This window comes from Umezawaea beigongshangensis (genome assembly GCF_016464305.1).
In the GTDB taxonomy this organism is placed as follows: Bacteria; Actinomycetota; Actinomycetes; order Mycobacteriales; family Pseudonocardiaceae; genus Umezawaea_A; species Umezawaea_A beigongshangensis.
This window is the reverse complement of sequence record NZ_JAEIOJ010000001.1, coordinates 298,934-321,146: the sequence shown is the minus strand read 5'-3', so window position 1 is coordinate 321,146 and position 22,213 is coordinate 298,934. Positions and strand designations below refer to the sequence as shown.

At 72.8% G+C, this 22,213-nt stretch carries 19 protein-coding genes; 12 read left to right on the top strand and 7 right to left on the bottom strand.

The window, feature by feature from the left end:
* Positions 1–59: 59 nt before the first annotated feature.
* The 3 genes from IMZ35_RS01485 to IMZ35_RS01475 form a co-directional block, all read right to left on the bottom strand.
* Entirely contained in the window at positions 60–911 is an 852-nt protein-coding gene (locus IMZ35_RS01485) for a helix-turn-helix domain-containing protein (RefSeq protein ID WP_199439022.1), read from the bottom strand.
* 104 nt (positions 912–1,015) lie between these two features.
* Positions 1,016–1,513: a YqaA family protein gene (locus tag IMZ35_RS01480; RefSeq protein WP_199439021.1), complete on the bottom strand. Its 498-nt coding sequence runs from the start codon at positions 1,511–1,513 to the stop codon at positions 1,016–1,018.
* A 46-nt stretch (positions 1,514–1,559) separates the two neighbouring features.
* Positions 1,560–2,105 carry a GNAT family N-acetyltransferase gene (locus IMZ35_RS01475; protein WP_199439020.1) on the bottom strand — a complete coding sequence of 182 codons (546 nt, stop codon included), beginning with the start codon at positions 2,103–2,105 and terminating at the stop codon, positions 1,560–1,562.
* Positions 2,106–2,275: 170 nt separating this feature from the next.
* Here IMZ35_RS01475 and IMZ35_RS01470 point away from each other — a divergent pair, with 170 nt between their 5' ends.
* On the top strand, positions 2,276–3,190 hold the full coding sequence (locus IMZ35_RS01470; RefSeq protein ID WP_307867649.1) for an EamA family transporter: 915 nt from the start codon (positions 2,276–2,278) through the stop codon (positions 3,188–3,190).
* Between the two features lie 53 nt (positions 3,191–3,243).
* Positions 3,244–4,464, top strand: a complete 1,221-nt coding sequence (locus tag IMZ35_RS01465; protein ID WP_199439019.1) for a winged helix-turn-helix domain-containing protein — start codon at positions 3,244–3,246, stop codon at positions 4,462–4,464.
* On the opposite strand, the gene IMZ35_RS01460 is transcribed toward IMZ35_RS01465, so the two are convergent.
* Positions 4,445–5,353 carry a DUF4097 family beta strand repeat-containing protein gene (locus tag IMZ35_RS01460; protein ID WP_199439018.1) on the bottom strand — a complete coding sequence of 303 codons (909 nt, stop codon included), beginning with the start codon at positions 5,351–5,353 and terminating at the stop codon, positions 4,445–4,447. The two genes, IMZ35_RS01465 and IMZ35_RS01460, sit on opposite strands and share 20 nt — an antisense overlap.
* A 19-nt stretch (positions 5,354–5,372) precedes the next feature.
* Positions 5,373–5,903, bottom strand: a complete 531-nt coding sequence (locus tag IMZ35_RS01455) for a toxin-antitoxin system HicB family antitoxin (protein ID WP_199439017.1) — start codon at positions 5,901–5,903, stop codon at positions 5,373–5,375.
* 107 nt (positions 5,904–6,010) lie between these two features.
* Between IMZ35_RS01455 and thyX the strand changes: the two genes are divergently transcribed.
* From thyX to IMZ35_RS01415, 8 genes are all read left to right on the top strand, one after another.
* The gene (gene thyX / locus IMZ35_RS01450; protein WP_199439016.1) at positions 6,011–6,763 is read left to right on the top strand and encodes an FAD-dependent thymidylate synthase; all 753 of its coding nucleotides are present in this window, start codon (positions 6,011–6,013) and stop codon (positions 6,761–6,763) included.
* Between the two features lie 5 nt (positions 6,764–6,768).
* On the top strand, positions 6,769–7,167 hold the full coding sequence (locus IMZ35_RS01445; protein WP_199439015.1) for an ACT domain-containing protein: 399 nt from the start codon (positions 6,769–6,771) through the stop codon (positions 7,165–7,167).
* 120 nt (positions 7,168–7,287) lie between these two features.
* Positions 7,288–8,730, top strand: coding sequence for a serine/threonine-protein kinase (locus tag IMZ35_RS01440; RefSeq protein ID WP_307867646.1), 1,443 nt, complete (start codon positions 7,288–7,290; stop codon positions 8,728–8,730).
* A gap of 51 nt (positions 8,731–8,781) precedes the next feature.
* Positions 8,782–10,236 (top strand): serine/threonine-protein kinase, encoded by a 1,455-nt coding sequence (locus IMZ35_RS01435; protein WP_307867645.1) that lies wholly within the window; start codon positions 8,782–8,784, stop codon positions 10,234–10,236.
* 94 nt (positions 10,237–10,330) lie between these two features.
* The gene (locus IMZ35_RS01430) at positions 10,331–11,755 is read left to right on the top strand and encodes a serine/threonine-protein kinase (protein WP_199439014.1); all 1,425 of its coding nucleotides are present in this window, start codon (positions 10,331–10,333) and stop codon (positions 11,753–11,755) included.
* Between the two features lie 21 nt (positions 11,756–11,776).
* Positions 11,777–12,403: a TIGR03085 family metal-binding protein gene (locus IMZ35_RS01425; protein WP_199439013.1), complete on the top strand. Its 627-nt coding sequence runs from the start codon at positions 11,777–11,779 to the stop codon at positions 12,401–12,403.
* A 38-nt stretch (positions 12,404–12,441) separates the two neighbouring features.
* Entirely contained in the window at positions 12,442–13,359 is a 918-nt protein-coding gene (dapA, locus tag IMZ35_RS01420; protein ID WP_199439012.1) for a 4-hydroxy-tetrahydrodipicolinate synthase, read from the top strand.
* Complete coding sequence (locus IMZ35_RS01415; RefSeq protein WP_199439011.1) at positions 13,356–15,035, top strand: ribonuclease J; 1,680 nt, start codon at positions 13,356–13,358, stop codon at positions 15,033–15,035. Before dapA ends, IMZ35_RS01415 begins: the two co-directional genes overlap by 4 nt.
* 40 nt (positions 15,036–15,075) lie before the next feature.
* Here IMZ35_RS01415 and IMZ35_RS01410 read toward each other — a convergent pair whose 3' ends face one another.
* Positions 15,076–15,522, bottom strand: a complete 447-nt coding sequence (locus IMZ35_RS01410; protein WP_199439010.1) for a MarR family winged helix-turn-helix transcriptional regulator — start codon at positions 15,520–15,522, stop codon at positions 15,076–15,078.
* Positions 15,523–15,614: 92 nt separating this feature from the next.
* Between IMZ35_RS01410 and IMZ35_RS01405 the strand changes: the two genes are divergently transcribed.
* Positions 15,615–18,710 (top strand): efflux RND transporter permease subunit, encoded by a 3,096-nt coding sequence (locus tag IMZ35_RS01405; protein WP_199439009.1) that lies wholly within the window; start codon positions 15,615–15,617, stop codon positions 18,708–18,710.
* A 43-nt stretch (positions 18,711–18,753) separates the two neighbouring features.
* Here the strand turns inward: IMZ35_RS01405 and IMZ35_RS01400 are convergent, their stop codons facing one another.
* Positions 18,754–19,500 carry a lysophospholipid acyltransferase family protein gene (locus tag IMZ35_RS01400; protein ID WP_229369232.1) on the bottom strand — a complete coding sequence of 249 codons (747 nt, stop codon included), beginning with the start codon at positions 19,498–19,500 and terminating at the stop codon, positions 18,754–18,756.
* A 191-nt stretch (positions 19,501–19,691) separates the two neighbouring features.
* Here IMZ35_RS01400 and IMZ35_RS01395 point away from each other — a divergent pair, with 191 nt between their 5' ends.
* Positions 19,692–22,178, top strand: a complete 2,487-nt coding sequence (locus IMZ35_RS01395) for an FtsK/SpoIIIE family DNA translocase (RefSeq protein ID WP_199439007.1) — start codon at positions 19,692–19,694, stop codon at positions 22,176–22,178.
* Positions 22,179–22,213 lie beyond the last annotated feature (35 nt).

Sequence of the window (22,213 nt, the reverse complement as noted above, 5' to 3'; positions counted from 1 at the left end):
AGGCTGAGTTGAGCGTTCGAGCAGGGTGAGTTGAGCGTTCGAGCATCGCGGGTGGGTCCTCACCGGTCGTAGGTGTCGGCCCAGCGGGCGAGCACCGACCGGGATTCGTCCGGACCGAGCGCGAGTTCGGCGAGAGTCGTCTGCTTGCGCAGGTACGTGCCGATCGCTGCGTCGTCGTCCAGGAAGAGCGTGGCGGCATCGGTCTCCACGTAGGCGACCGGACTGGTGGTGGCCGAAAAGGTCATGAGCGCGTGAGCGGTTTGCACCGACAGGTGGTTGCCCGCCGCGAACGGCACGATCCGGATCGTGATCCCCTCCCAGGAGCACATCAGCGTGACGTGGAGCAGCTGGTCGCGCATGATCCTCCGATCGCCGACCACTCCGCGCAGCGCCGCTTCGTGCACGAAGAACGTGTGCTTCCGCTGGCCCAGCACCTCCTGTCGCTCCATGCGGGCGAGCACGAACGGTTCGATGGAGCCGTCGTGCTCGGTGACGTAGGAGCTCATCATCGCCCGCGCGTAGTCCTCGGTCTGGAGGAGTCCGGGGATCATCATCGGCTCGTACTTGCACAGGCTCTGCGCGGCCCGCTCGTGGATGGTCAAGCACAGCAACGTGTCGGGCACCTGCTGGTCGTGCGGGCGCACCAGATAACCCGTGTCGTGCTCGGCGGCCAGGCGGAAGATGCGGTCGCGGGTGGCGCGGTCGGTGCCGCAGCGTCCGAGCAGGAGCGCGATCTCGACGTCACTGGTGCGGCGCCAGCCCTGCTCCAGCTTGGAGAGCTTGGCGGGGGACCACTCCAGTTCCTCGCACACGTCCACGCCGGTGCGTTCGGCCCGCTTGCGCGCCCGGCGCAGCTCCTCGCCCAGCTCCCGGCTGTGCGCCGTGGTGATCCGCGGCTTCGACTCCCTCATGGCCGGACAAGTTAGCGCCCCTCCGGTGTCGAACTCCGCAGGTCGGGGCCTCTTTCACCCCGAGGAGACCTTCGAGTGCGCTCTTTGGCCAGCGGTACTGATGATCAGTGGAGGAGACCGACCATCGCGGCGGGCGAGGCGGCGAGCGCGGTGTAGCGGGCGAAGCGGCCCAGCACACCGGTGGCCACGTAGGTGCGGACGGACATGCCGGCCAGACCCGCGAGGACGGTCGTGAACATGAACGGCGGCATCCCCACCACGGACGCCACGGCGTGCGTGCCGAACATCCAGTGCGGGTGCTCGTGGCAGCGCTCGCGCACCACCTCCAGCCGCGCGGCCCAGCGGGCACGTCGCGGTGACAGCTCGCGCACCGGCCGTTCGCGCCGCTTGAGGAACGACGGCAGGTGCAACGACCCGCGCGCCGCGAGGAAGTACACGAGCTTCCCGCCGACCTGGCCGAGAGCGACGGCGCCGCCGAGCCACCAGCACGAGATGTGCGGCTGCTGGCTCACCAGGCCGATCACGAAGAGCTCGACGCTGATGAGCGGAACCAGAGCGGAACCTGCCGCGATGCCGAAGGCCAGACCCAACCAGACGAGCAAACAGTGCCTCCCGGGCGTCGAGGACTCGGCGAGGGTAACAAGCCGGTCACGGTTCCAGGAGTAGGGACAGCCCCCCGGAAACCCTGATCTCCCGGAGGGGGCGCCCGGCCGCGTCGAGCGTGCGGACCGTTCCGTCGGGCAGCCAGCCGGCGTGCTCGTAGAAGCTGGTCGACGCCCGGTCGGCCTGCGGAACCCACGCGATGCCACGGGTGGCGCCCGCGTTGCGCAGCACGTGCGCGGCGGCGGCGAGCAGGCGTCCGGCGTGCCCGCGCCGTCCCCAGCGGGGCTCCACGAGCAGCGTGCCGACCAGTGCCGTCGTGGCCGCGTCGGCGGGCAGCGAGCCGTCGGCGTTCGCGACCTCCGGCTCCGGCGCGGGCCCGGCCTGGCAGAACCCGACGACGACACCGCCCTCCGTGGCGACGAGCACGCGGTCGTCGGCGACGGCCGCGCGCCACGCGCCCTCGTTGTCCAGCCCCTCAACCACCTCGGGGGGAAGGATCTCGGCGTAGGCGACGCGCCACGTGTCGCGCTGGATGCGCGCGATCTCGGCGACGTCCGACGGTCGTGCGGGGCGCACCTCTGCATCGGCCATGTGCGGCAACCTAGTCGTCCCTCCGGGACGCTCGTGGGCCACCCCTGCGGGTGATCGTCTTCTCCCCGTCCGACTCGTGGTGCCCGAACGCTCAACTCGCGGTGCCCGAACGCTCAACTCGTGGTGCTCGAACGCTCAACTCGCGGGGAGGGATCTGGCAGCGTGGGGGTGTGAGCAGATGGCTGGCCCTCGGGGTCGTGTACGTCGTGTGGGGATCGACCTACCTGGGAATCCGCTTCACCATCGAGTCGATGCCCCCGCTGCTGTCCGCCGGGGCGCGCTTCCTGGTCGCCGGGCTCGTGCTGGCGCTGGTGGTCGGGCTCGTGGCGGGGTGGCGCGCGCTGCGGGTGACCCGCGCCCAGCTCGGCACGGCGGCGCTGCTGGGGGTGCTGCTGCCCGCGGGCGGGAACGGCCTGGTCAGCGTGGCCGAGCAGCACGTGCCCTCCGCGCTCGCCGCGCTGCTGATCGCGTCCGTGCCGCTGTACGTGGTGCTGCTGCGCACGCTCAGCGGTGAACGGCCGCCGACCGTGACGTTCCTCGGCGTGGCCGTCGGGTTCGCCGGTCTCGCGCTGCTGCTCCTGCTCGGCGGGAACGAGGGCGGCACGCACGGCACGGCGTGGTGGGGGCCGTGGCTGGTGCTGCTCGCCGCGCTGAGCTGGGCCGTCGGCACGTTCGCCGGGACGAAGCTCCCCGTGCCCGCCAACCCGTTCGCGCTGTCCGCGCTGGAGATGATCGCCGGTGGGGCCGCGCTGCTGGTCGGCTCGCTGCTCACCGGGGAGCGGGTCGACCTCGCAGAGGTCACGACGTCGTCCTGGCTGGCCTGGAGCTACCTGGTGGTGTTCGGCTCGCTGCTCGCGTTCAGCTCGTACGTGTTCGTGATGGGGAAGCTGCCGGTGTCGACCGTGGCGACCTACGCCTACGTCAACCCGGTGATCGCGGTGCTGCTCGGCGTCGCGCTGGCGCACGAGCGCTTCGGCGTGGTCCAGTTCGCGGGCGGTGTGCTCGTGCTGATCGCCGTGGTCCTCGTCGTGCGCGCCGAACGCCGTCCCCGCGTCGTGGCGGAACCGGAGCCGGTGCGCGGCTGACGCCGCGCTGGAACTGTCGGGGGCTCGTGGAAGCATCGTCGACCGTGCAGACGATGAGCGCGGCGGTCGCCCGACGGATCGCACTGGCGGCGCAGGGGTTCGCTGATCCGCGTCCGGCGGCCGAACCGACCCGGCGGCACCTGCAACGGGTGCTGGCGCGCACCCAGCTGCTCCAGCTCGACTCCGTCAACGTCGCCGTGCGCGCGCACTACGCGCCCGTGTTCAGCCGTCTCGGGTCCTACGCCCCCGAGCTGCTCGACGCCGCCGCGTGGTCGCACGACAAGCGGCGACCGCGGTTGCTGGTGGAGACGTGGGCGCACGAGGCGAGCCTGATCCCGGTGGAGGACTGGCCGCTGCTGCACTCCGGGGCGAAGAAGCTGCGCTGGGCGCACGACCCGCGCACCGCCGAGGGCGCGCCTCAGCTCGTGGAGGACATCCTCGCCGCGGTGAAGGAGCTGGGCCCGATCGGCGCCGGGGCGCTGGAGCGGGCGCTCGTCGGCGACGGGCCGCGGCGCGCGGGGCCGTGGTGGGACTGGTCGCTGGTCAAGCGGCTGTGCGAGCACCTGTTCGCCGTCGGCGTCCTCACGACGGGCACCCGCAGGGGGTTCGAGCGGCAGTACGACCTCGTGGAGCGGGTGCTGCCGCCCGAGGTGCTGTCCCGCCGGGTCGACGCGGAGGAGGGCGCGCGCGAGCTGATCCGCCGGGCGGCGACCGCGCACGGCGTGGCGACGGAGGCCGACCTCGCCGACTACTACCGGCTCGGCCGCGCGGTCACGCGCCCCGCGATCGGGGCGCTGGTCGAGGAGGGCGTGCTGGAGCCGGTGCAGGTGCGGGGCTGGTCGGCGCCCGCATACCGGCACACCGCGGCGCGGGTGCCGCGCGCGGTCACCGGGCGGGCCCTGCTGTGCCCGTTCGACCCGCTGATCTGGGAGCGCGCCCGCACCGAGCGGATCTTCGGCTTCCACTACCGCATCGAGATCTACGTGCCGGAGCCGAAGCGCGTGCACGGCTACTACGTGTTCCCGTTCCTGCTCGACGGCGACCTCGTCGGCCGGGTCGACCTCAAGGCCGACCGGGCCGCGCGGGTGCTGCGCGTGCAGAGCGCCTTCGCCGAGCCGGGGAGCGACCACGGACGCGTCGCCGTCGAACTCGCGGCGGAGCTGCGGCACGCGGCCGAGTGGCTGGGCCTGGACGACGTGGTGGTCGCCCAGCGCGGGGATCTCGCCCCCGCGCTGGGCGCCGTGGTGGGAGGGGTCAGCTCACCGACGTCGTGACGAGGGCGTCACCGCTGCCGGTGCGGCCGGTGACGACCAGCGGGGTCTCGCCCTCGGGCGGACGGCTGGACACCTCCAGCTCGCTGCGCGCCTGGCCCGACCCGGACGACAGGTCGACCCTGGCGACGACACCCGTGCGCACGCCGACGCGGATCTCACCGGAACCGGTGACGATCTGCACCGTGCCGGCCACCGCGTCGGCGACGGTCAGGTCGCCACCGCCCGATCGGGCCTGCACGTCGCCCTGCACCGCGCCGAGCCAGACGTCGCCGGTCCCGGTCGTGAGCACCGAGTTGCCGCCGATCGAGGACACCTCGACGTCACCGCTGCCGGTCTTCACGCGCACCCCGGCGGGCATCGGGCCCAGGCGCACCGCGCCGGACCCCGAGTTCACCCGGGCCGCCGCGTCGGCGCGGTCCGCCGTCACCTCACCGGTGCCGGTGGTGACGTCGAGCCTGCCCGCCGATCCGGTGACCACGACGTCCGCCGAACCCGTGCGCACCGTGACGTGGCTGCCGGAGCGGGCGCGCACGGTCACCGCGAGCGGCACGGCGCGCAGCGGCAGCGCCTGCGAGGACTGCACCCGCAGCCGCTGGCCGGACAGCTCGACGCGGGCGTCGCGCACCGCCTCGGCCGGCCCGGTCTGCTGCTGGCCACCGCCGAACTGGTCGTTCACCCAGCCCAGCAGCCCGTTGAGACCGTCGGTCCACGACCCGCCCGCGGCCGGGTCGTGCCGCAGTTCGACGTGCACCCCCGGCTCGTCGACCAGGTGGACCGCCACCCGGCCACCGAGGATCGCCACGTCGACCTCGATCGCGCCGTCCACCTCGAAGCTCTGTCGCCGGACGAGGCCCGGCTCCTGTTCCTGCTCGTGCTGCTGCTCGGTCATCTGCTTCCTTCCCCCGCCGTCAGCCCTGGACCCAGCCGCGGACCCGGGAGGAGCCCCGGCCGTCGGCGTGGTGTCCCCGGTCCCCGTCGTCCCACCCCCTGCGGCCGGAGCCCGACAGGGCGCCCTGCACCGCCTGTGACACGAACGTGTTGAGCGAGACGCCCTGCGTCTGCGCCGCCCGCTCGGCCTTCGACTTGAGCTCGTCGAACAGGCGCAGCGTGATGCGGCTGATGTCACCGGTGGCGTCACCCGCGCCGAAGGGCGGCGGCGGAGGCGTGGCCGCCCGCGGCGGCGCGTCGTCGTGGCCGGAGGTGCCGGTCACGACGACCTGCACGTCCCGCCCGTCCAGCCGCACCTCGACGACGTGGTCGTCCAGCGAGGCCGTGACCTGGGCCGCCAGGTCGGAGAGGGCGTTCATGAGGGCGAGCCGCGCGGCGGGCTCGATCGCGGCGGACAGCACGGCAGCCGTGCGCCGGGTCTGGTCGTCCCCGGCGGAAGCGGCGGTCGCGAGGTCCTCGCGCAGTGCTGCGATGTACGGCGAGAGATCCATGACGCCACTATGACGTCACATGTGGTGTCACGTCAAGGTCGCAGTGATGTCACGGCCGTGTGGTCTAGGCTCGCCACGTCGTCCGAGCAGTGAAGAGAGGGTCCGTCGTGACCGAGACGGTTTCGCCGAAGGTGCAGTTGATCGCGAAGACGGAGTTCTTCCCTCCGGCGGACGTGCCGTGGTCCACCGACACCGACGGCGGCGAGGCGCTCGCCGAGTTCGCGGGCCGCGCCTGCTACCAGTCGTGGACGAAGCCGAACCCGGCCACCGCCACCAACGCGGGCTACATCCAGCACATCATCGAGGTCGGTCACCTCTCCGTGCTGGAGCACGGCTCGGTGAGCTTCTACATCACCGGCATCTCCCGCTCGCTCACCCACGAGCTGATCCGCCACCGGCACTTCTCCTACTCGCAGCTCTCGCAGCGCTACGTGCCCGAGCGCGAGGCCGCCATGGTCGAGCCGGACGTCATCGCGAACGACCCCGAGCTGCACGCGCGCTTCCTGGCCGCCGCCGAGGCCAGCGTCGCCGCCTACAACGACCTGCTGAAGGGGCTGGAGGAGAAGTTCTCCGACGTCTCCAGCGCCACGCTGCGCCGCAAGCAGGCCCGCCAGGCCGCGCGCGCCGTGCTGCCCAACGCCACCGAGACGCGCATCGTCGTGTCCGGCAACTACCGCGCGTGGCGGCACTTCGTGGCCATGCGCGCCACCGAGCACGCCGACGTGGAGATCCGCGAGCTGGCCGTGCAGTGCCTGCGCCAGCTCCAGAAGGCCGCTCCGAACGTCTTCGCCGACTTCTCGATCTCCGCCCTGCCCGACGGCACCGAGATCGCCTCCAGCCCGATGGTCACCGAGGGCTGACGAGGATGAAGCGACTGGTCGTCGACGTCAGGCCCGGCGAGTACGCGGTGGCCAGGCTGGCCGCCGACGCCCCGCTGCCGCCCGGCCTGCTCGACCTGCCCGGCCTGGTGTCGGTGACGCGCACGCCCGACGAGCTGTCCGTCGTGTGCCCGGCCGCGAACGCTCCGGACGTGGAGACCGCCCAGGTGGGGTGGCGCCTGCTGACCGTGCGCGGTCCGCTGGAGTTCACCCTCACCGGCATCATGGCCGCCCTCTCGGGCGAGCTCGCCGCCGCCGGGGTGAGCCTGTTCGCGATGTCCACCTACGACACCGACCACCTGCTCGTGAAGGGCGCCGACCTGCGGCGCGCGGTGCTCGCGCTGCGCGCCGCCGGACACGAGGTGCCGGAACCCGAGGAGAACTGAACCGTTTTCCGCTCGCGCACGTGCGAGTGGTGTGACGAACCGGAGATCCAGCCGCGCAGCGGAGTCCTGTCCACAGCGCGCACCCGGATCGCCGCACCACGTCGCTCCACGCGCGAGGAGGTGGGCACCGTGAACGGGCCGGGCAGCGACGCGCTGCGCGTCATCGGCAGCAGGTACGCCCTGACCGCCGAACTCGGCCGCGGAGCCGCGGGTGTCGTCTGGCGGGGGCACGACCTGCTCCTCGGCCGCGGCGTGGCCGTCAAGGAGCTCCGCCTCCCGCTCGACACCGGCGAGCGCGAGCACGTCCACGGCCGCGTGCTGCGCGAGGCGCGCACCGCGGGCAGGCTCAACCACCCCGGCGTGGTGGCCGTGCACGACGTGGTGCCCGACGGAGACTCCGCGTTCATCGTCATGGAGGTCGTCGAAGCGCCCACGCTCGCGGACCTGGTGGCCGAGCGAGGACCGCTGCCGGCCGCCGAGGTGATGTCGATCGCCGTGCAGGCGCTGTCGGCGCTGGAGGCCGCGCACGCGGCGGGCGTCGTGCACCGCGACGTGAAGCCCGCGAACCTCATGGTCCACGCGGACGGCCGGGTGAAGCTCACCGACTTCGGCATCGCGCAGGCGGTCGACGACCCGAGCCACACCCTGCGCGGCACGGTGGTCGGATCACCCGCCTACATGGCGCCGGAGCGCGTCCGCGGCTGGGACGCCACCCCCGCCTCCGACCTGTGGTCGCTCGGCGCGACGCTCGCGTGCGCGGTCGAGGGCGTCGCGCCGTTCGCGCGCACCTCCACGGCCTCGACCCTGTTCGCGATCACCACCGAGACCCCTCGGCTCACCAGGGCCAGCGGCGTGCTCGCCACCCTGATCACCGGCCTGCTCACGCCGGAGACGCACCTGCGGCTCACCGCGGAGGGGGCGCGGGAACTGCTCCGCGGCGTCGTCGCGGGGCAGGACGCCGACCGGGCGGAGACGGCGCGGTCGCGGCGACGGCCGCGCAGGCCCGTCGCCGGGCTGCTGGCGGTGCTGGCCGCGCTCGGCGGGCTCGCCGGAGGCGTGCTGGCCGGTCGCACGGTCCTCGCGCCCGATCCGCTGCTGCTGGCGGTCTCCCCGGTGTCCGCGGGGGAGAGCGGGAAGCCGACCGTCCTGACGTTCGGGCGGGGCGGCCAGGTCCCGGCGTTCGAGCTGGGCGGCGACGGCTGCGGCGTCGAGCGGCTCGCCGAGGGCGACCCGGTGCTGCGCTCGGAGAACGTCTCGTGCGCCGAGCCGCACCGCATCGAGGTGTACGCCGTGCAGGCGCCCTTCGGCGACCTCGGCCGGAACGCGGAGTACCCCGGCGACGAGTGGCTGCGCGACCACGGCGCCGTCCACTGCGCCCAGCAGTTCGACTCGCCGCGCGTGCGCCGCCCCGAGGGCGGCCCGGACCTCGCGTTCGGCGCGCTCGTGCCCTCGCGCACCGAGTGGACGTTCGCCGACGCCGACAGCCGCGGATCGCAGGTCGTGGTCTGCGTGCTGTGGCGCGCGGACGAGGGGGACCTCACCGGCGCGTTCGCCGCTGGGTAACGTCGGCCCTCCGAACACCCTGCCCGTTCGAGCTCTGGAGTGATCGACGTCGTGAGCGGACCACTGGGCGGCGCGGCGGCGCCGCGGATGATCGGCAACCGGTACGCGCTGCTCGCGGAACTGGGCCGCGGGTCCATGGGAATCGTCTGGCGCGCCCAGGACAACGTCATCGGCCGCAAGGTCGCCGTCAAGGAGCTGCACCTGCCCGAGGGCGTGCCGCCCGAGGAGCGCCAGGTCCTCCAGCGGCGGGTGCTGCGCGAGGCCCGCACGGCCGGGGCGCTCAGCGACCCCGGTGTGGTGACCGTGCACGACGTGGTCGTCGAGGGCGGGCTCACCTACATCGTCATGGAGCTGGTCGAGGCGCAGAACCTCGACACCCTGGTCCGAGCCCGCGGACCCATGCCGCCGGAGCACGTCGTGGGCATCGGGCTGCGCGTCCTGTCCGCGCTGCACGCCGCGCACATGGCCGGGATCGTGCACCGCGACGTGAAGCCCGGCAACATCATGGTCGGCATGGACGGCCAGGTGAAGCTCACCGACTTCGGCATCGCGCAGGCCGTGGACGACCCGGGGCTGACCGTGAACGGCGCCATCGTCGGCTCACCGGCCTACCTGTCGCCCGAACGGGTGCGCGGTGAGCCCGCGACGCCCGCCTCCGACCTGTGGGCCTTCGGCGCGACCCTCGCCTACGCCGTGGAGGGCGTGGCGCCGTTCCAGCGCACGTCCACCGCCTCCACCCTGCACGCGATCATGAACGAGACGCCGCAGCTGCACCGCGCGCAGGGATCGCTGGCCGCCGCCATCTCCGGCCTGCTCGCCTCCGACCCGCGCGCCAGGCTCACCGCCACCCAGGCCGCCGCGCTGCTCGGCGGGAGCGGGACCGGTCCGGTCGCCGTCTCCTCCGCCCCGCCGCCGCAGCGGCAGCGGTCCGGCCGCGCGAAGGCGCCGCTCGTCGTCGCCGCGGTCGTGGCCGTGCTCGCCCTGCTCGCCGCCGGGTTCGCCACCGGCCGGGTCACCGCGCCCGAGGTCGCCGCCACCGGTGAGCAGCAGGTCGCGGCCCCGGTGACCGAGCTGGACGTCACCGCCATGACCTTCGGCCGGCAGGGGCAGATCCCGGTCTGGGCGATGGGGGAGCCGGGCTGCGGCAAGGAACCGCTCGTGGAGGGCGTCGCGTTCGACTGGTTGCAGAACGTCGAGTGCACCGTGCCGCACCAGATCGAGCGCTACGCCGCCGAGACCCCGTTCTACGACCTCGCCAGCAAGGGCGTCGACGTGCCCTACCCCGGTGAGCAGTGGTTCCGCGACTACGCCCTGCACTACTGCGACCTGCACGCCAGGACCCTGCGCGTGGCGCAGGAGGGCCGCGACGCGCTGACCTTCACCGGCCTCGTCCCGTCGGAGGCCGAGTGGAACCACCGCGACGGCGAGACCGTGGGCGCCAAGGAGGTCCTGTGCGTCCTCGCCCGCGCCGACGGCGCCCCGCTCACCGCCCCGGCGGCCGGGTGAGCCGCGACATCTCGATTCGACGAAACCGTTGGGCCGTTCGCCGGGTCTGACGTAGCGTTCCGGCTCTGGCCCGACCGCTTGGGGAGTGACGACGGTGAGTGGACCGCAAGGCGTCGTGCAGCCGCGCGTCATCGCGGGCAGGTACACCCTGCTCGCCGAACTGGGGCGCGGTGGTATGGGCGTCGTGTGGCGCGCGCAGGACGACGTGATCGGTCGCCACGTCGCCATCAAGGAGCTGCACCTGCCCGACGGCGTCCCGCCGGAGGAGCGGCGCGTGCTGGAGGAGCGGGTGCTGCGCGAGGCCCGCACGGCGGGGCGCCTCAACGACCCCGCCGTGGTCACGGTGTTCGACGTGGTCGCCGAGCACGGCCTCACCTACATCGTGATGGAGCTGGTCGAGGCCGCGACGCTGTCGGCGATCGTCGCCCAGCGGGGGCCGATGCCCCAGGAGCGGGTGGCCGCCGTCGCGGAGCAGGTGCTGTCGGCGCTGGAGGCCGCGCACGCGGCGGGCATCGTGCACCGCGACGTCAAGCCCGGCAACCTCATGGTGCGCCCGGACGGCCGGGTCAAGCTCACCGACTTCGGCATCGCGCAGGCCGTGGACGACCCGCGGCTGACCACCAGCGGCAGCCTGATCGGCTCACCGGCCTACCTGTCGCCCGAGCGCATCCAGGGGCACGCGGCCGGTCCCGCGTCCGACCTGTGGGCACTGGGCGCGACCCTCTGCTTCGCCGTCGAGGGGTACAACCCCTACGAGCGCTCCTCCACGGCGTCGACCCTGCACGCGATCATGAACGAGACACCCCGGCTGACCAGGGCGCAGGGCGTGCTCGCCGCCGTCATCAGCGGTCTGCTCGTGACCGACCCCGCGGTGCGGCTGTCCGGCGCGCAGGCCCGCTCGCTGCTCCAGCACGCGAACGCGGGCACGCCGCCGAACGGGACACCGGCCACCGTGACGTACACGCCGCCCGGCGTCCGGCCGGCGTGGCGGCGCAACCTCCTGATCGCCGCCGCCGCGTTCGCCGCCGTCCTGCTGTTCGCCGCCGGGATCTACGTCGACCGGCTGTTCTTCGGCCCGCCGGGACCGCCCGAGGCGATGCAGCCCACCGTCACCTACGGCACCGGCGGGACGCTGCCCGAGTTCACGCTCAGCGCGAGGTCCTGCGGCGACGACTTCCTCGGCGACACCGTGCGGATCAGCTCCGCCACCTGCACCGACCCCCACCGGATCGAGGTGTTCGCCGACGCGACGCCGTTCGGCTCCGCGGCCACGGTGCCCCACCCCGGCGCGCAGCGCCTCGCCTCCTACGCCGAGAACCTCTGCACGATGTACTTCACCTCGGGCGTCGTGCCGGTCGAGAACAAGGACGAGGTCTTCCGGTACGCCGCCGTGGTGCCGTCGCAGGCGGAGTGGAAGACCGACTACTCCGCGTCCGACGGCGAGCGCGACGTCTACTGCGTGCTGTGGCGGACCGATCACGCCGAGATGGACGCGCTGGTCGCCGACACCGGCAAGTGATCACGGCGTAGCGTGTGCGCCATGGGACTCGCGGACGACGAACGGCGGCTGTTGTCGGACCTGCTCACCGAGGTCGGGCCCGAGGCGCCCACCCTGTGCTCCGGATGGCGCGCGAAGGACCTCGCGGCGCACCTGGTGCTGCGGGAGCGGCGCCCCGACGCCGTGCTGGGGATCGTGGCTCCCGCGCTGGCGGCGCGGACGCAGCGCGTGCAGGACTCCTACGCCGCGAAGCCGTGGCCCGAACTGGTGAACCTGGTGCGCGGCGGGCCGCCCCGCTGGACGCCGTTCGCGCTGCCGAAGGTCGGCGAGCTGCTGAACGCGGGGGAGTACTTCATCCACCACGAGGACGTGCGCCGGGCCGTCGAGGGCTGGGAGCCGCGGCCCGCCGACGAGCGGCGCGACGCCCCGCTGTGGGCCACGCTCAAGCAGACCTCGCGGATGCGGTTCCGCACCAGCGCGCACGGCGTGCTGCTGCGCCGCCCGGACGGCCGGGTGCTCGTCGCGAAGGACGCGCCGTCGCCGGTGACGATCACCGGGCCGGTCGGCGAACTGGTGCTGTTCTGCTCCGGGCGGGACGCCGTGCGGGTGGAGTTCGAGGGTGATCCGGAGGCGGTCGCGGCCGTCCGATCGCTCGACAGGACCACGTAGTCGCTGCTCGCCGACCGCCACGCGGTAGCGTTTCGCCCATGACCGGATGTCCCACCGCCTCACCCGGCCGACCCTTCGGCCGCGTGCTCACCGCCATGGTCACCCCGTTCGACGCCCACGGCGGCGTGGACCTGGACACGGCGCAGCAGCTCGCGAAACACCTCGTGGAGCTGGGCAACGACGGGCTCGTGGTCAACGGCACCACCGGCGAGAGCCCGACGACCAGCGACGCGGAGAAGGCGGACCTGATCCGCGCCGTCGTCGAGGCCGTCGGCGCCGACGCCACGATCGTGAGCGGCGTGGGCACCTACGACACGGCGCACAGCGTGCACCTCGCGCAGCAGGCCGAGAAGGCCGGTGCGCACGGCACGCTGGTCGTGACGCCGTACTACTCGCGGCCCACGCAGCGCGGCCTGCTGGCGCACTTCACCGCCGTCGCGGACGCCACCGCGCTGCCCGTCATGCTCTACGACATCCCGCCCCGCAGCGTCGTCCCGATCGAGGTCGACACGCTCAAGCAGCTCGCGGAGCACCCGCGCATCGTCGCCGTGAAGGACGCCAAGGCGGACCTGCACGCGGGTGCGCGGGTCATCTCGGCCACCGATCTGGCCTACTACTCCGGCGACGATCCGCTGAACCTCCCGTGGCTGTCCGTCGGCGCGGTCGGTGTCGTCAGCGTGATCAGCCACCTCGCGGCCGACCGGCTGCTCTCCATGCTCGACGCGCACGAGTCGGGTGACGTCGTGCGCGCACGTCAGATCAACGAGGGCGTCCTGCCCCTGTTGCAACCGTTCAACCGGCTGCCCGGAGTGACCTACGCGAAGGCCGCGCTGCGACTGCGCGGGATCGACGTGGGAGACCCGAGGCTGCCGCACGTGCCAGCCACCCCCGAGGAGGTCGACGGCGTCGCCGCCGACCTGGCCGCGGGTGGCGTGGCCCTGGGGGTGCAGGCATGACCAAGTCCAACACGGCACCCGGCCCTCTGGCCGAGGGCGCCCTGCGCATCGTGGCGCTCGGCGGCATCGGCGAGATCGGCCGGAACATGACCGTCTTCGAACACGCGGGGCGGCTGCTCGTCGTCGACTGCGGGGTGCTCTTCCCCGAGGACGCGCAGCCCGGCGTCGACCTGATCCTGCCGGACTTCCGCGCGATCGAGAACCGGCTCGACGACATCGAGGCCGTCGTCCTGACGCACGGTCACGAGGACCACATCGGCGCGGTGCCGTTCCTGCTCAAGCAGCGGCCCGACGTGCCGGTGATCGGCTCGCGGTTCACGCTGGCGCTGCTCGCCGCGAAGTGCAAGGAGCACCGGCAGAACCCGAAGCTGATCGAGGTCGCGGAGGGGCAGCACCACCCCGCCGGCCCGTTCGACCTGGAGTTCTTCGCCGTCAACCACTCCATCCCGGACGCGCTGGCCGTGGCCATCCGCACGGCGGCCGGAGTGGTGCTGCACACCGGCGACATCAAGCTGGACCAGCTCCCGCTGGACGGCAGGCTGACCGACCTGGCCGGGTTCTCCCGCCTCGGCGACGAGGGAGTCGACCTGTTCCTGGTCGACTCCACCAACGCCGAGGTCCCCGGGTTCGTGATCTCCGAGCGCGAGATCGGCCCGGTGCTCGACAACGTGGTCCGCGAGGCGACGCAGCGGGTGATCGTGGCCTGCTTCGCGAGCCACGTGCACCGCGTGCAGCAGGTGCTCGACGTGGCGGTGAAGCACGGCCGCAGGGTCGCGCTGGTCGGCCGGTCGATGGTGCGCAACATGGGCATCGCCGTCGACCTGGGCTTCCTGCAGGTGCCGAACGGCCTGTTCGTGGACCTCGACGCGGCCATGCAGATGCCCGACGACCAGGTGATGTTCGTGTCGACCGGGTCGCAGGGCGAGCCGATGTCGGCGCTGTCGCGGATGGCGCGCGGTGAGCACCGGCAGATCTCCATCCGCCCCGGCGACACCGTCATCCTGGCCAGCTCGATGATCCCCGGCAACGAGACCGCCGTGTTCGGCATCATCAACGGCCTGGTCCAGCTCGGCGCCAACGTCGTGCACCAGGGCAACGCCAAGGTGCACGTGTCCGGGCACGCGCCGGCCGGTGAGCTGCTGTTCCTGTTCAACGCGGTCCGCCCGAGCAACGTCATGCCGGTGCACGGCGAGTGGCGGCACCTGCGGGCCAACGCGGCGCTGGCCGTGAAGACCGGCGTCTCGCCGGACCACGTGGTGATCGCCGAGGACGGCGTCGTCGTGGACCTCGTCGACGGCAAGGCCTCCATCAGCGGCCGGGTCGAGGTGGGCTACGTCTACGTGGACGGCCTGTCGGTGGGCGACGTCAACGAGTCGACGCTGTCGGACCGGCTCGTGCTGAGCGAGGGCGGGTTCATCGCGATCACGGTGGCCATCGACTCCAAGACCGGTCGCGCGGTGGCTCCGCCCACGGTGTCCGGCCGCGGGTTCTCCGACGACCCGAAGGCGCTGGACCAGGCCGTCTCGCTGGTCGAGATGGAGCTGTCGCGCACCGAGATCGAGGGTGTGACCGACCCGCACCGCATCGCGCAGTCCGTGCGCCGCATCGTGGGACGCTGGGTGGCCGACACCTACCGCCGCCGCCCGATGATCGTGCCCACGATCATCCCCGTCTGACCTCTCGGGACCCGGTGGCGGCATCAGCCCCGCCGCCGGGTCACCCGTCCTGCTGGGCCACCTCGTGCAGCCGGTTCACGATGCGCTCCAGGTCGCGCAGCTCGTCGTCGGTCAGCCGCGCCAGCAGGGCGCGCATGTGCTGCGAACCCTGCTCCTGCAACGTGCGGACGAGCGCGCGTCCCGCCTCGGTCGGCTCGACCAGGCGCACCCGCCGGTCGTGCGGGTCCTCCCTCCTGGCCACCAGGTCCTGCGCCGCGAGCCGGTCCACGATGCCCGTGACGGTCGCCGAGCTGACCCCGAGCGCGCGGGTGAGGTCCTGGCTGGAGCACGCGTCCTCGCGGAAGAGGATCACCAGCACCTTGAGCTGCTGCATCGTCAGGTGCAGCGAGAGCAGCGGGTTCGCGTGCGACGAGGCGACCAGTCGCTCCAACCGGTACTGCGCGGTCAGCACGCGGGCGATCAGCTCGTCCTTCTCCCCGTCAAGCACCGGGTGACGGTAACAGCCTCGCGCAGATGGGCTAATGTTTCGCCTGACGCTAAATGTCTGCCTCGGGCTAATCATTTTTCCACGGAGCCGCCATGACCTCGCTGGCCAGAGTCAGCCTCGCGAACCGCGCCCTCGTGGCGCTGGTGGCGATCACCGCCACGATCTTCGGGATCTTCGCCATCCCCTCCCTCAAGCAGGAGCTCCTGCCGTCGCTGGAGTTCCCCGCCGCGGTCGTGGTGGCGCCCTACCTCGGCGCGACCCCGGAACTGGTCGAGGACCAGGTCGCCGAGCCGATCGAGAGCGCCGTGCGCGCGGTCGACGGCGTGGACGCCGTCACCTCCACCTCGCGCGACGGCTCGGCCACCGTGCAGGTCGAGTTCGAGTACGGCACGCCGGTCGGCGACGCGGTGAGCGACCTGCAGCAGGCGATCAACCGGATCAGCTCCCAGCTGCCGGAGGACGTCGAGCCCACGGTCGTCGCGGGCAGCACGGCCAACCTGCCCGCCGTGGTCCTCGCGGTCAGCTCCGACGCCGACCAGCGTCAGCTCGCCGACGACCTGCGGCGCTCGGTGCTGCCGGAGCTCCAGGCGATCACCGGCGTGCGCGAGGCCACCGTCACCGGCGCCCGCGCCGACCGGGTCGTCGTCACGCCGAACGGCGCCGCGCTCGCCGCCGCCCGCGTGCAGCCCACGGCCGTCGCCGACGTGCTGAGGTCCAACGGCGTGTCGATCCCCGCCGGGTCGCTCACCGACGGCGAGCAGAGCCTCAACGTCCAGGTCGGCCAGAAGCTGACCTCCGTCGACGAGGTGCGCGGCCTGTACCTGCCGGGCGCGCAGCTGGTGCGCCTCGGCGACGTGGCGACCGTCGAGCAGGTGGCCACCGACGCCACCTCCATCACCCGCACCAACGGCCAGGACAGCCTCGGCGTCTCGCTGACCCTGACGCCGGACGGCAACGCCGTCGACGTGTCGCACCGGGTGCGCGAGCTGCTGCCGTCGCTCACCACCGCGCTGGGCGGCGGCGGCGCGCTCACCGTCGTGTTCGACCAGGCCCCGTTCGTGGAGAAGTCCATCGAGGGCCTCACCACGGAGGGCGCGCTCGGGCTCGCGTTCGCGGTGCTGGTGATCCTGGTCTTCCTGTTCTCGGTGCGCTCCACGCTCGTCACCGCGGTGTCGATCCCGCTGTCCGTGGTGATCGCGCTCATCGCCCTGTGGGCGGGCGGCCTGTCGCTGAACATCCTCACGCTGGGCGGTCTCACCATCGCCATCGGCCGGGTGGTCGACGACTCGATCGTGGTGCTGGAGAACATCAAGCGGCACCTCGGCTACGGGGAGGACAAGCAGCGGGCCGTCCTCGACGGCGTGAAGGAGGTGGCGGGCGCGGTGACCGCGTCCACGCTCACCACCGTCGCGGTGTTCCTGCCCATCGCGCTGACCGGCGGCATGGTCGGCGAGCTGTTCTCCGCGTTCGCGATCACCGTCACCGTCGCGCTGCTGGCCTCGCTGCTCGTCTCGCTCACGGTCATCCCGGTGCTCGCGTACTGGTTCCTGCGCCCGTCGGCGGGGGAGACCTCGGAGGAGGAGGTCGTGGAGCAGGAGCGCCGCAGCTTCCTCCAGCGCGCCTACCTGCCGGTGCTGCGGTTCGCGACCACCCGCAGGTGGGCCACGGTGCTCGTCGCCGTGCTCCTCTTCGGCGGCACGCTCGCGCTCGTCCCGCGCCTGGAGACCAACTTCATCGACTCCTCCGGCCAGAACACCCTGAGCATCCGGCAGGAGCTGCCGCCGGGCACCGGCCTGGCGGCCACCGACGCCGCGGCGAAGCGGGTCGAGGAGGTGCTCGCCGACGTCGACGCCGTCGAGACCCACCAGGTCACCATCGGCTCCGGCGGCGGCGGGTTCGCCGCGTTCGCCGGAGGCGGTGACACCGGCACCGCGTCGTTCTCGATCACCCTGGCCGAGGACAGCGACACGGCCGCCGTCGAGCAGGAGCTGCGCACCCGCACCGAGGGGCTCGACGGGGACATCACCGTCGGCGCCGGTGGCGGCGGCGGGTTCAACGCGACCTCCGTCGAGGTCGCCGTGCAGGCGACGGACGCCGAGGTGCTGCGGACCGCGTCCGAGGCGGTGCGCGCCGCCGTGCAGGACACGCCGGGGCTCACCGACGTGACCAGCGACCTCGCCGAGAGCACCCCGCGCGTGCAGATCGCCCTGAAGCGCGAGGCCGCCGCGCGGGCCGGGCTCACCGACACCACCGCCGGGCAGGTCGTCGCACAGGCGTTCCGCGGCGCACCCGTGACGCAGCTGTCCGTGGACGGCGAGCAGCTGGACGTCGTGCTGCGCAGCGGCGCCGCGCCCGCGACGCTCGACGAGGTGCGGAACCTGCCGCTGCCCACCGCGGCGGGCATCGTGCGGCTGGGCGAGGTGGCCGACGTGACCGAGGTCGCGGGTCCCGTGCAGATCAAGCGGGTCGACGGCGAGCGCAGCGCCACGGTCTCGGCCACCGCGACCGAGCAGAACATCGGCGCCGTCACCGCCGACCTCCAGCAGCGGCTCGACGCCGTCGAGCTGCCCGAGGGGGCGACGTTCTCCATCGGCGGCGTCAGCGCCGACCAGCAGGACGCCTTCGGCGACCTGGGACTCGCGCTGCTCGTGGCCGTCGCGCTGGTGTTCACGATCATGGTCGTGACGTTCCGCAGCCTGATCCAGCCGCTGATCCTGCTCGTGTCGATCCCGTTCGCGGCGACCGGCGCGATCGTGCTGCTGCTCGTCTCCGGCACCCCGCTCGGCGTCCCGGCGCTGATCGGCGTGCTGATGCTCGTGGGCATCGTCGTGACGAACGCGATCGTGCTGATGGACCTGATCAACCAGTACCGGGCGCAGGGCGCGGGGATCATCGAGGCCGTGGTCGAGGGCGGGCGGCGCAGGCTGCGCCCGATCCTCATGACGGCGGCGGCGACGATCTTCGCGCTGGTGCCGATGGCGCTGGGCGTCACCGGCAGCGGCGGGTTCATCTCGCAGCCGCTCGCGATCGTCGTGATCGGCGGCCTGATCAGCTCGACGCTGCTGACCCTGGTGCTCGTGCCGACGCTCTACACGGTGGTCGAGAACACGAAGGAGCGCATCGCGCGCCGCCGAGCCGCGAAGCGCGGCACCCCGGCGACGCCGGAGCCCGACCTCGTGGACGCCTGAGGACGAGCGGGTCGCGGGTGATCGCACCCGCGACCCGCCGGTCTCAGGCGGTCGGCCTCCACGGGCTGCTGCCCGTGGTGGGCCTGGTCGGGTCGTGGAACGCGGGCAGGTCCGGCTCGTCCGCGCGCAGCGGGGCCAGGCCGTCCGCGATCGCCCGCATGATCCGCTCGTGCGCGCGCCGGGCATCACCGGGACGGCCCTCGCTCAGGTCGGAGAGGTCCACGGGAGCGCCGAAGTGGACCCTCAGCGCCGGCCGCCGCCGCACCGACCGCAGCCACGAGGTCAGGTAGGGCAGCAGATCCTGCCACCCCGACACCTTCAGGTTTCCCCAGTAGCACGCCTCGTGCGCGCCCCACTGGCTCACCGGCACGACCCGCGCGCCCGAGCCGAGCGCGATGCGCGCGAGCCCCGTCTTGCCGCGCTCCGGCCACAGGCCGGGATCGAGGCTGATCTTGCCCTCGGGGTAGATCACGATGGGCACGCCGGCGCGCAGCGCCGCGACGATGTCGGCCATCGCGGCGGCGGCGTTGCCGCTCTCCCGGTCCACGCCGAGGTGCCCGCTCCTGCGCAGCACCCACCCCACCACCGGCACGCCGAGCAGCCCTCCTGCCAGCACGAACCGCGGCGCCAGGTCGATGCGGCGGCTCGCGGCGACCAGCGTCATCGGGTCCAGGTTGCTGATGTGGTTGGACGCGAGCAGCAGCGGCGTGCCGCGCAGGTCGTCCGGAACGTCCCCGGTCACCTCCAGCCGTCCGGTCAGGGCGACGAAACCTCGATTGAGCGCCACCATCAGCTGCCAGATCGCCGGTGCGGACGAGACGCGTCCAGCACGGCGTGTCGGGGTGTGTGAGCGGGCGTTCCGAGCAACCATGGGGCGGAGCATGGCACGCGCTCTCCCCACGACCGCTCGGGGACGTCGTCCAGTCGCGGAGTTGTGCGACCAGTGTGACTGGTGTGACGAAAGGGAATACGGTATAGGGCATGGCCGGGCGGACTGGAACATCCGGGAGAGGCACGGCGCGCGCGAAGAGCGGGTCGAAGCCGCGCTCCAGCACATCCCGAGCGCGGTCGGGCAGCGCGAAAGCGGCCCCGGCGAAGAGGGCGCCCGCGCGGCGCCCGGCGGCGAGGAAGCGGTCGGGCGGCGGCGTGACGGCGGGCTGGAACCTGGTCGCCAGAGGTGTCGGCGGCATGACCAGGGCAGTCGGCCGCACCAGGGACCTCGACCCCGAGCACCGCCGCGACGGCCTCGGACTGCTGCTCATCGCCCTCGGCGGGATCAGCGCGGCCGGGGTGTGGTGGCGCGCGGGCGGTCCCGTCGGCGCGTTCTTCGACGTGGCCCTGCGCAGCAGCGTCGGCACGACCGCTGTGTTCCTGCCGGTCGTGCTGGTCGTCGTCGGCATCGTCCTCATGCGCACCGAGCCCGACCCCGAGTCGCGTCCCCGCCTGGTGATCGGCGGCCTGCTCATGACGCTGGGCGTGCTCGGCATGTTCCACCTCATCGGCGGCCTGCCCACCGATCCCGTCGCCCGCCGCGACGCCGGCGGCGCCGTCGGCTACCTCGCGGGCGGCTTCCTCGCCCAGGGCCTCACGGCGTGGGTCGCCGGGCCGCTGCTGGTGCTCATCGGGCTCTACGGCCTGCTGGTGTTCACCGCGACGCCCTTCCGCCGCATCCCGGACCGGTTGGCCGCGCTGGTCAACCGCACCGGCGACGATCTGGACGGCTTCGGCGCCGAGTCGGACTTCGACGACGAGTACGACGAGCACGACGACGAGCCCGCGCCCGCGCCGCCCGCGCTGCGCCGCCCGTCCCGCCGCCGGCAGACCGCGAGCGCCGACGCGCAGCCGGAGCTGCCGCTGGACGCCGAGGAGGAGCCGCAGGCCCCCGCGCCCACGCGGCCGCTGCCGAAGCCGCGGCCGAAGCCGAGGGCCACGCCCCCGGCGGAGCGGCCGAGCGAGCAGCCGCTGGTCGTGCGCGCGGTGGAGGGCGACTACCAGCTCCCGCCGCCGGGCGTCCTGAAGGACGGCGACGCGCCGAAGACCCGCAGCAAGGCCAACGACCACATGATCGAGGCGATCACCGGGGTCCTCGACCAGTTCTCCATCGACGCGCAGGTCACCGGGTTCACCCGCGGTCCCACGGTCACCCGCTACGAGGTCGAACTGGGCCCCGGCGTGAAGGTCGAGAAGATCACCGCGCTGACCAAGAACATCGCCTACGCCGTCGCCACCGACAACGTGCGGCTCCTCGCGCCGATCCCCGGCAAGTCCGCCGTGGGCATCGAGGTGCCCAACAGCGACCGCGAGATGGTGCGCCTCGGCGACGTGCTGCGCTCGCCGACCACGGTCGCCGACGCTCACCCGATGGTGATCGGCCTGGGCAAGGACATCGAGGGCCACTTCGTCACGGCGAACCTGACGAAGATGCCGCACCTGCTCGTCGCCGGGTCCACGGGCTCCGGAAAGTCGAGCTTCGTGAACTCGATGCTCGTCTCGCTGCTCGCCCGCGCCACGCCGGACGAGGTCCGGATGATCCTGATCGACCCGAAGATGGTCGAGCTGACGCCCTACGAGGGCATCCCGCACCTGATCACGCCCATCATCACCCAGCCCAAGAAGGCGGCGGCGGCGCTGGCGTGGCTGGTGGAGGAGATGGAGCAGCGCTACCAGGACATGCAGGTCAACCGGGTGCGCCACATCGACGACTTCAACCGCAAGGTCAAGTCCGGCGAGATCGCCGCGCCTCCCGGCAGCGAGCGGGAGTACCGCCCGTACCCGTACATCATGGCGATCGTCGACGAGCTGGCCGACCTGATGATGACCGCGCCGCGCGACGTCGAGGACGCCATCGTGCGCATCACCCAGAAGGCGCGAGCCGCGGGCATCCACCTCGTGCTGGCCACCCAGCGCCCCTCGGTGGACGTCGTCACCGGCCTGATCAAGACCAACGTGCCGTCGCGGCTGGCGTTCGCCACGTCGTCGCTGACGGACTCGCGGGTCATCCTCGACCAGCCCGGCGCCGAGAAGCTCATCGGCATGGGCGACGCGCTGTACCTGCCGATGGGGGCGGGCAAGCCGGTCCGCGTGCAGGGCGCGTTCGTGGGCGACGAGGAGATCTCGCAGATCGTCGACTTCGTCAAGAACCAGGCGCAGCCCGAGTACACCGACGGGGTGACCGCGGCCAAGGCCGGGGAGAAGAAGGAGATCGACGCCGACATCGGCGACGACCTGGAGGTGCTGATCCAGGCGGCGGAGCTGATCGTCACGTCCCAGTTCGGCTCGACGTCGATGCTCCAGCGCAAGCTGCGCGTGGGCTTCGCCAAGGCGGGCCGCCTGATGGACCTGCTGGAGACCCGCGGTGTCGTCGGCCCGTCGGAGGGCTCGAAGGCACGCGAGGTGCTGATCAAGCCCGAGGAGCTGGACTCGGTGATCCACCTGATCCGCGGCGGTGCCGGGGACGACGAGGAGTAGGTCGCCGCGAGACCGTCTCGGGGAGTCGAAGTTCC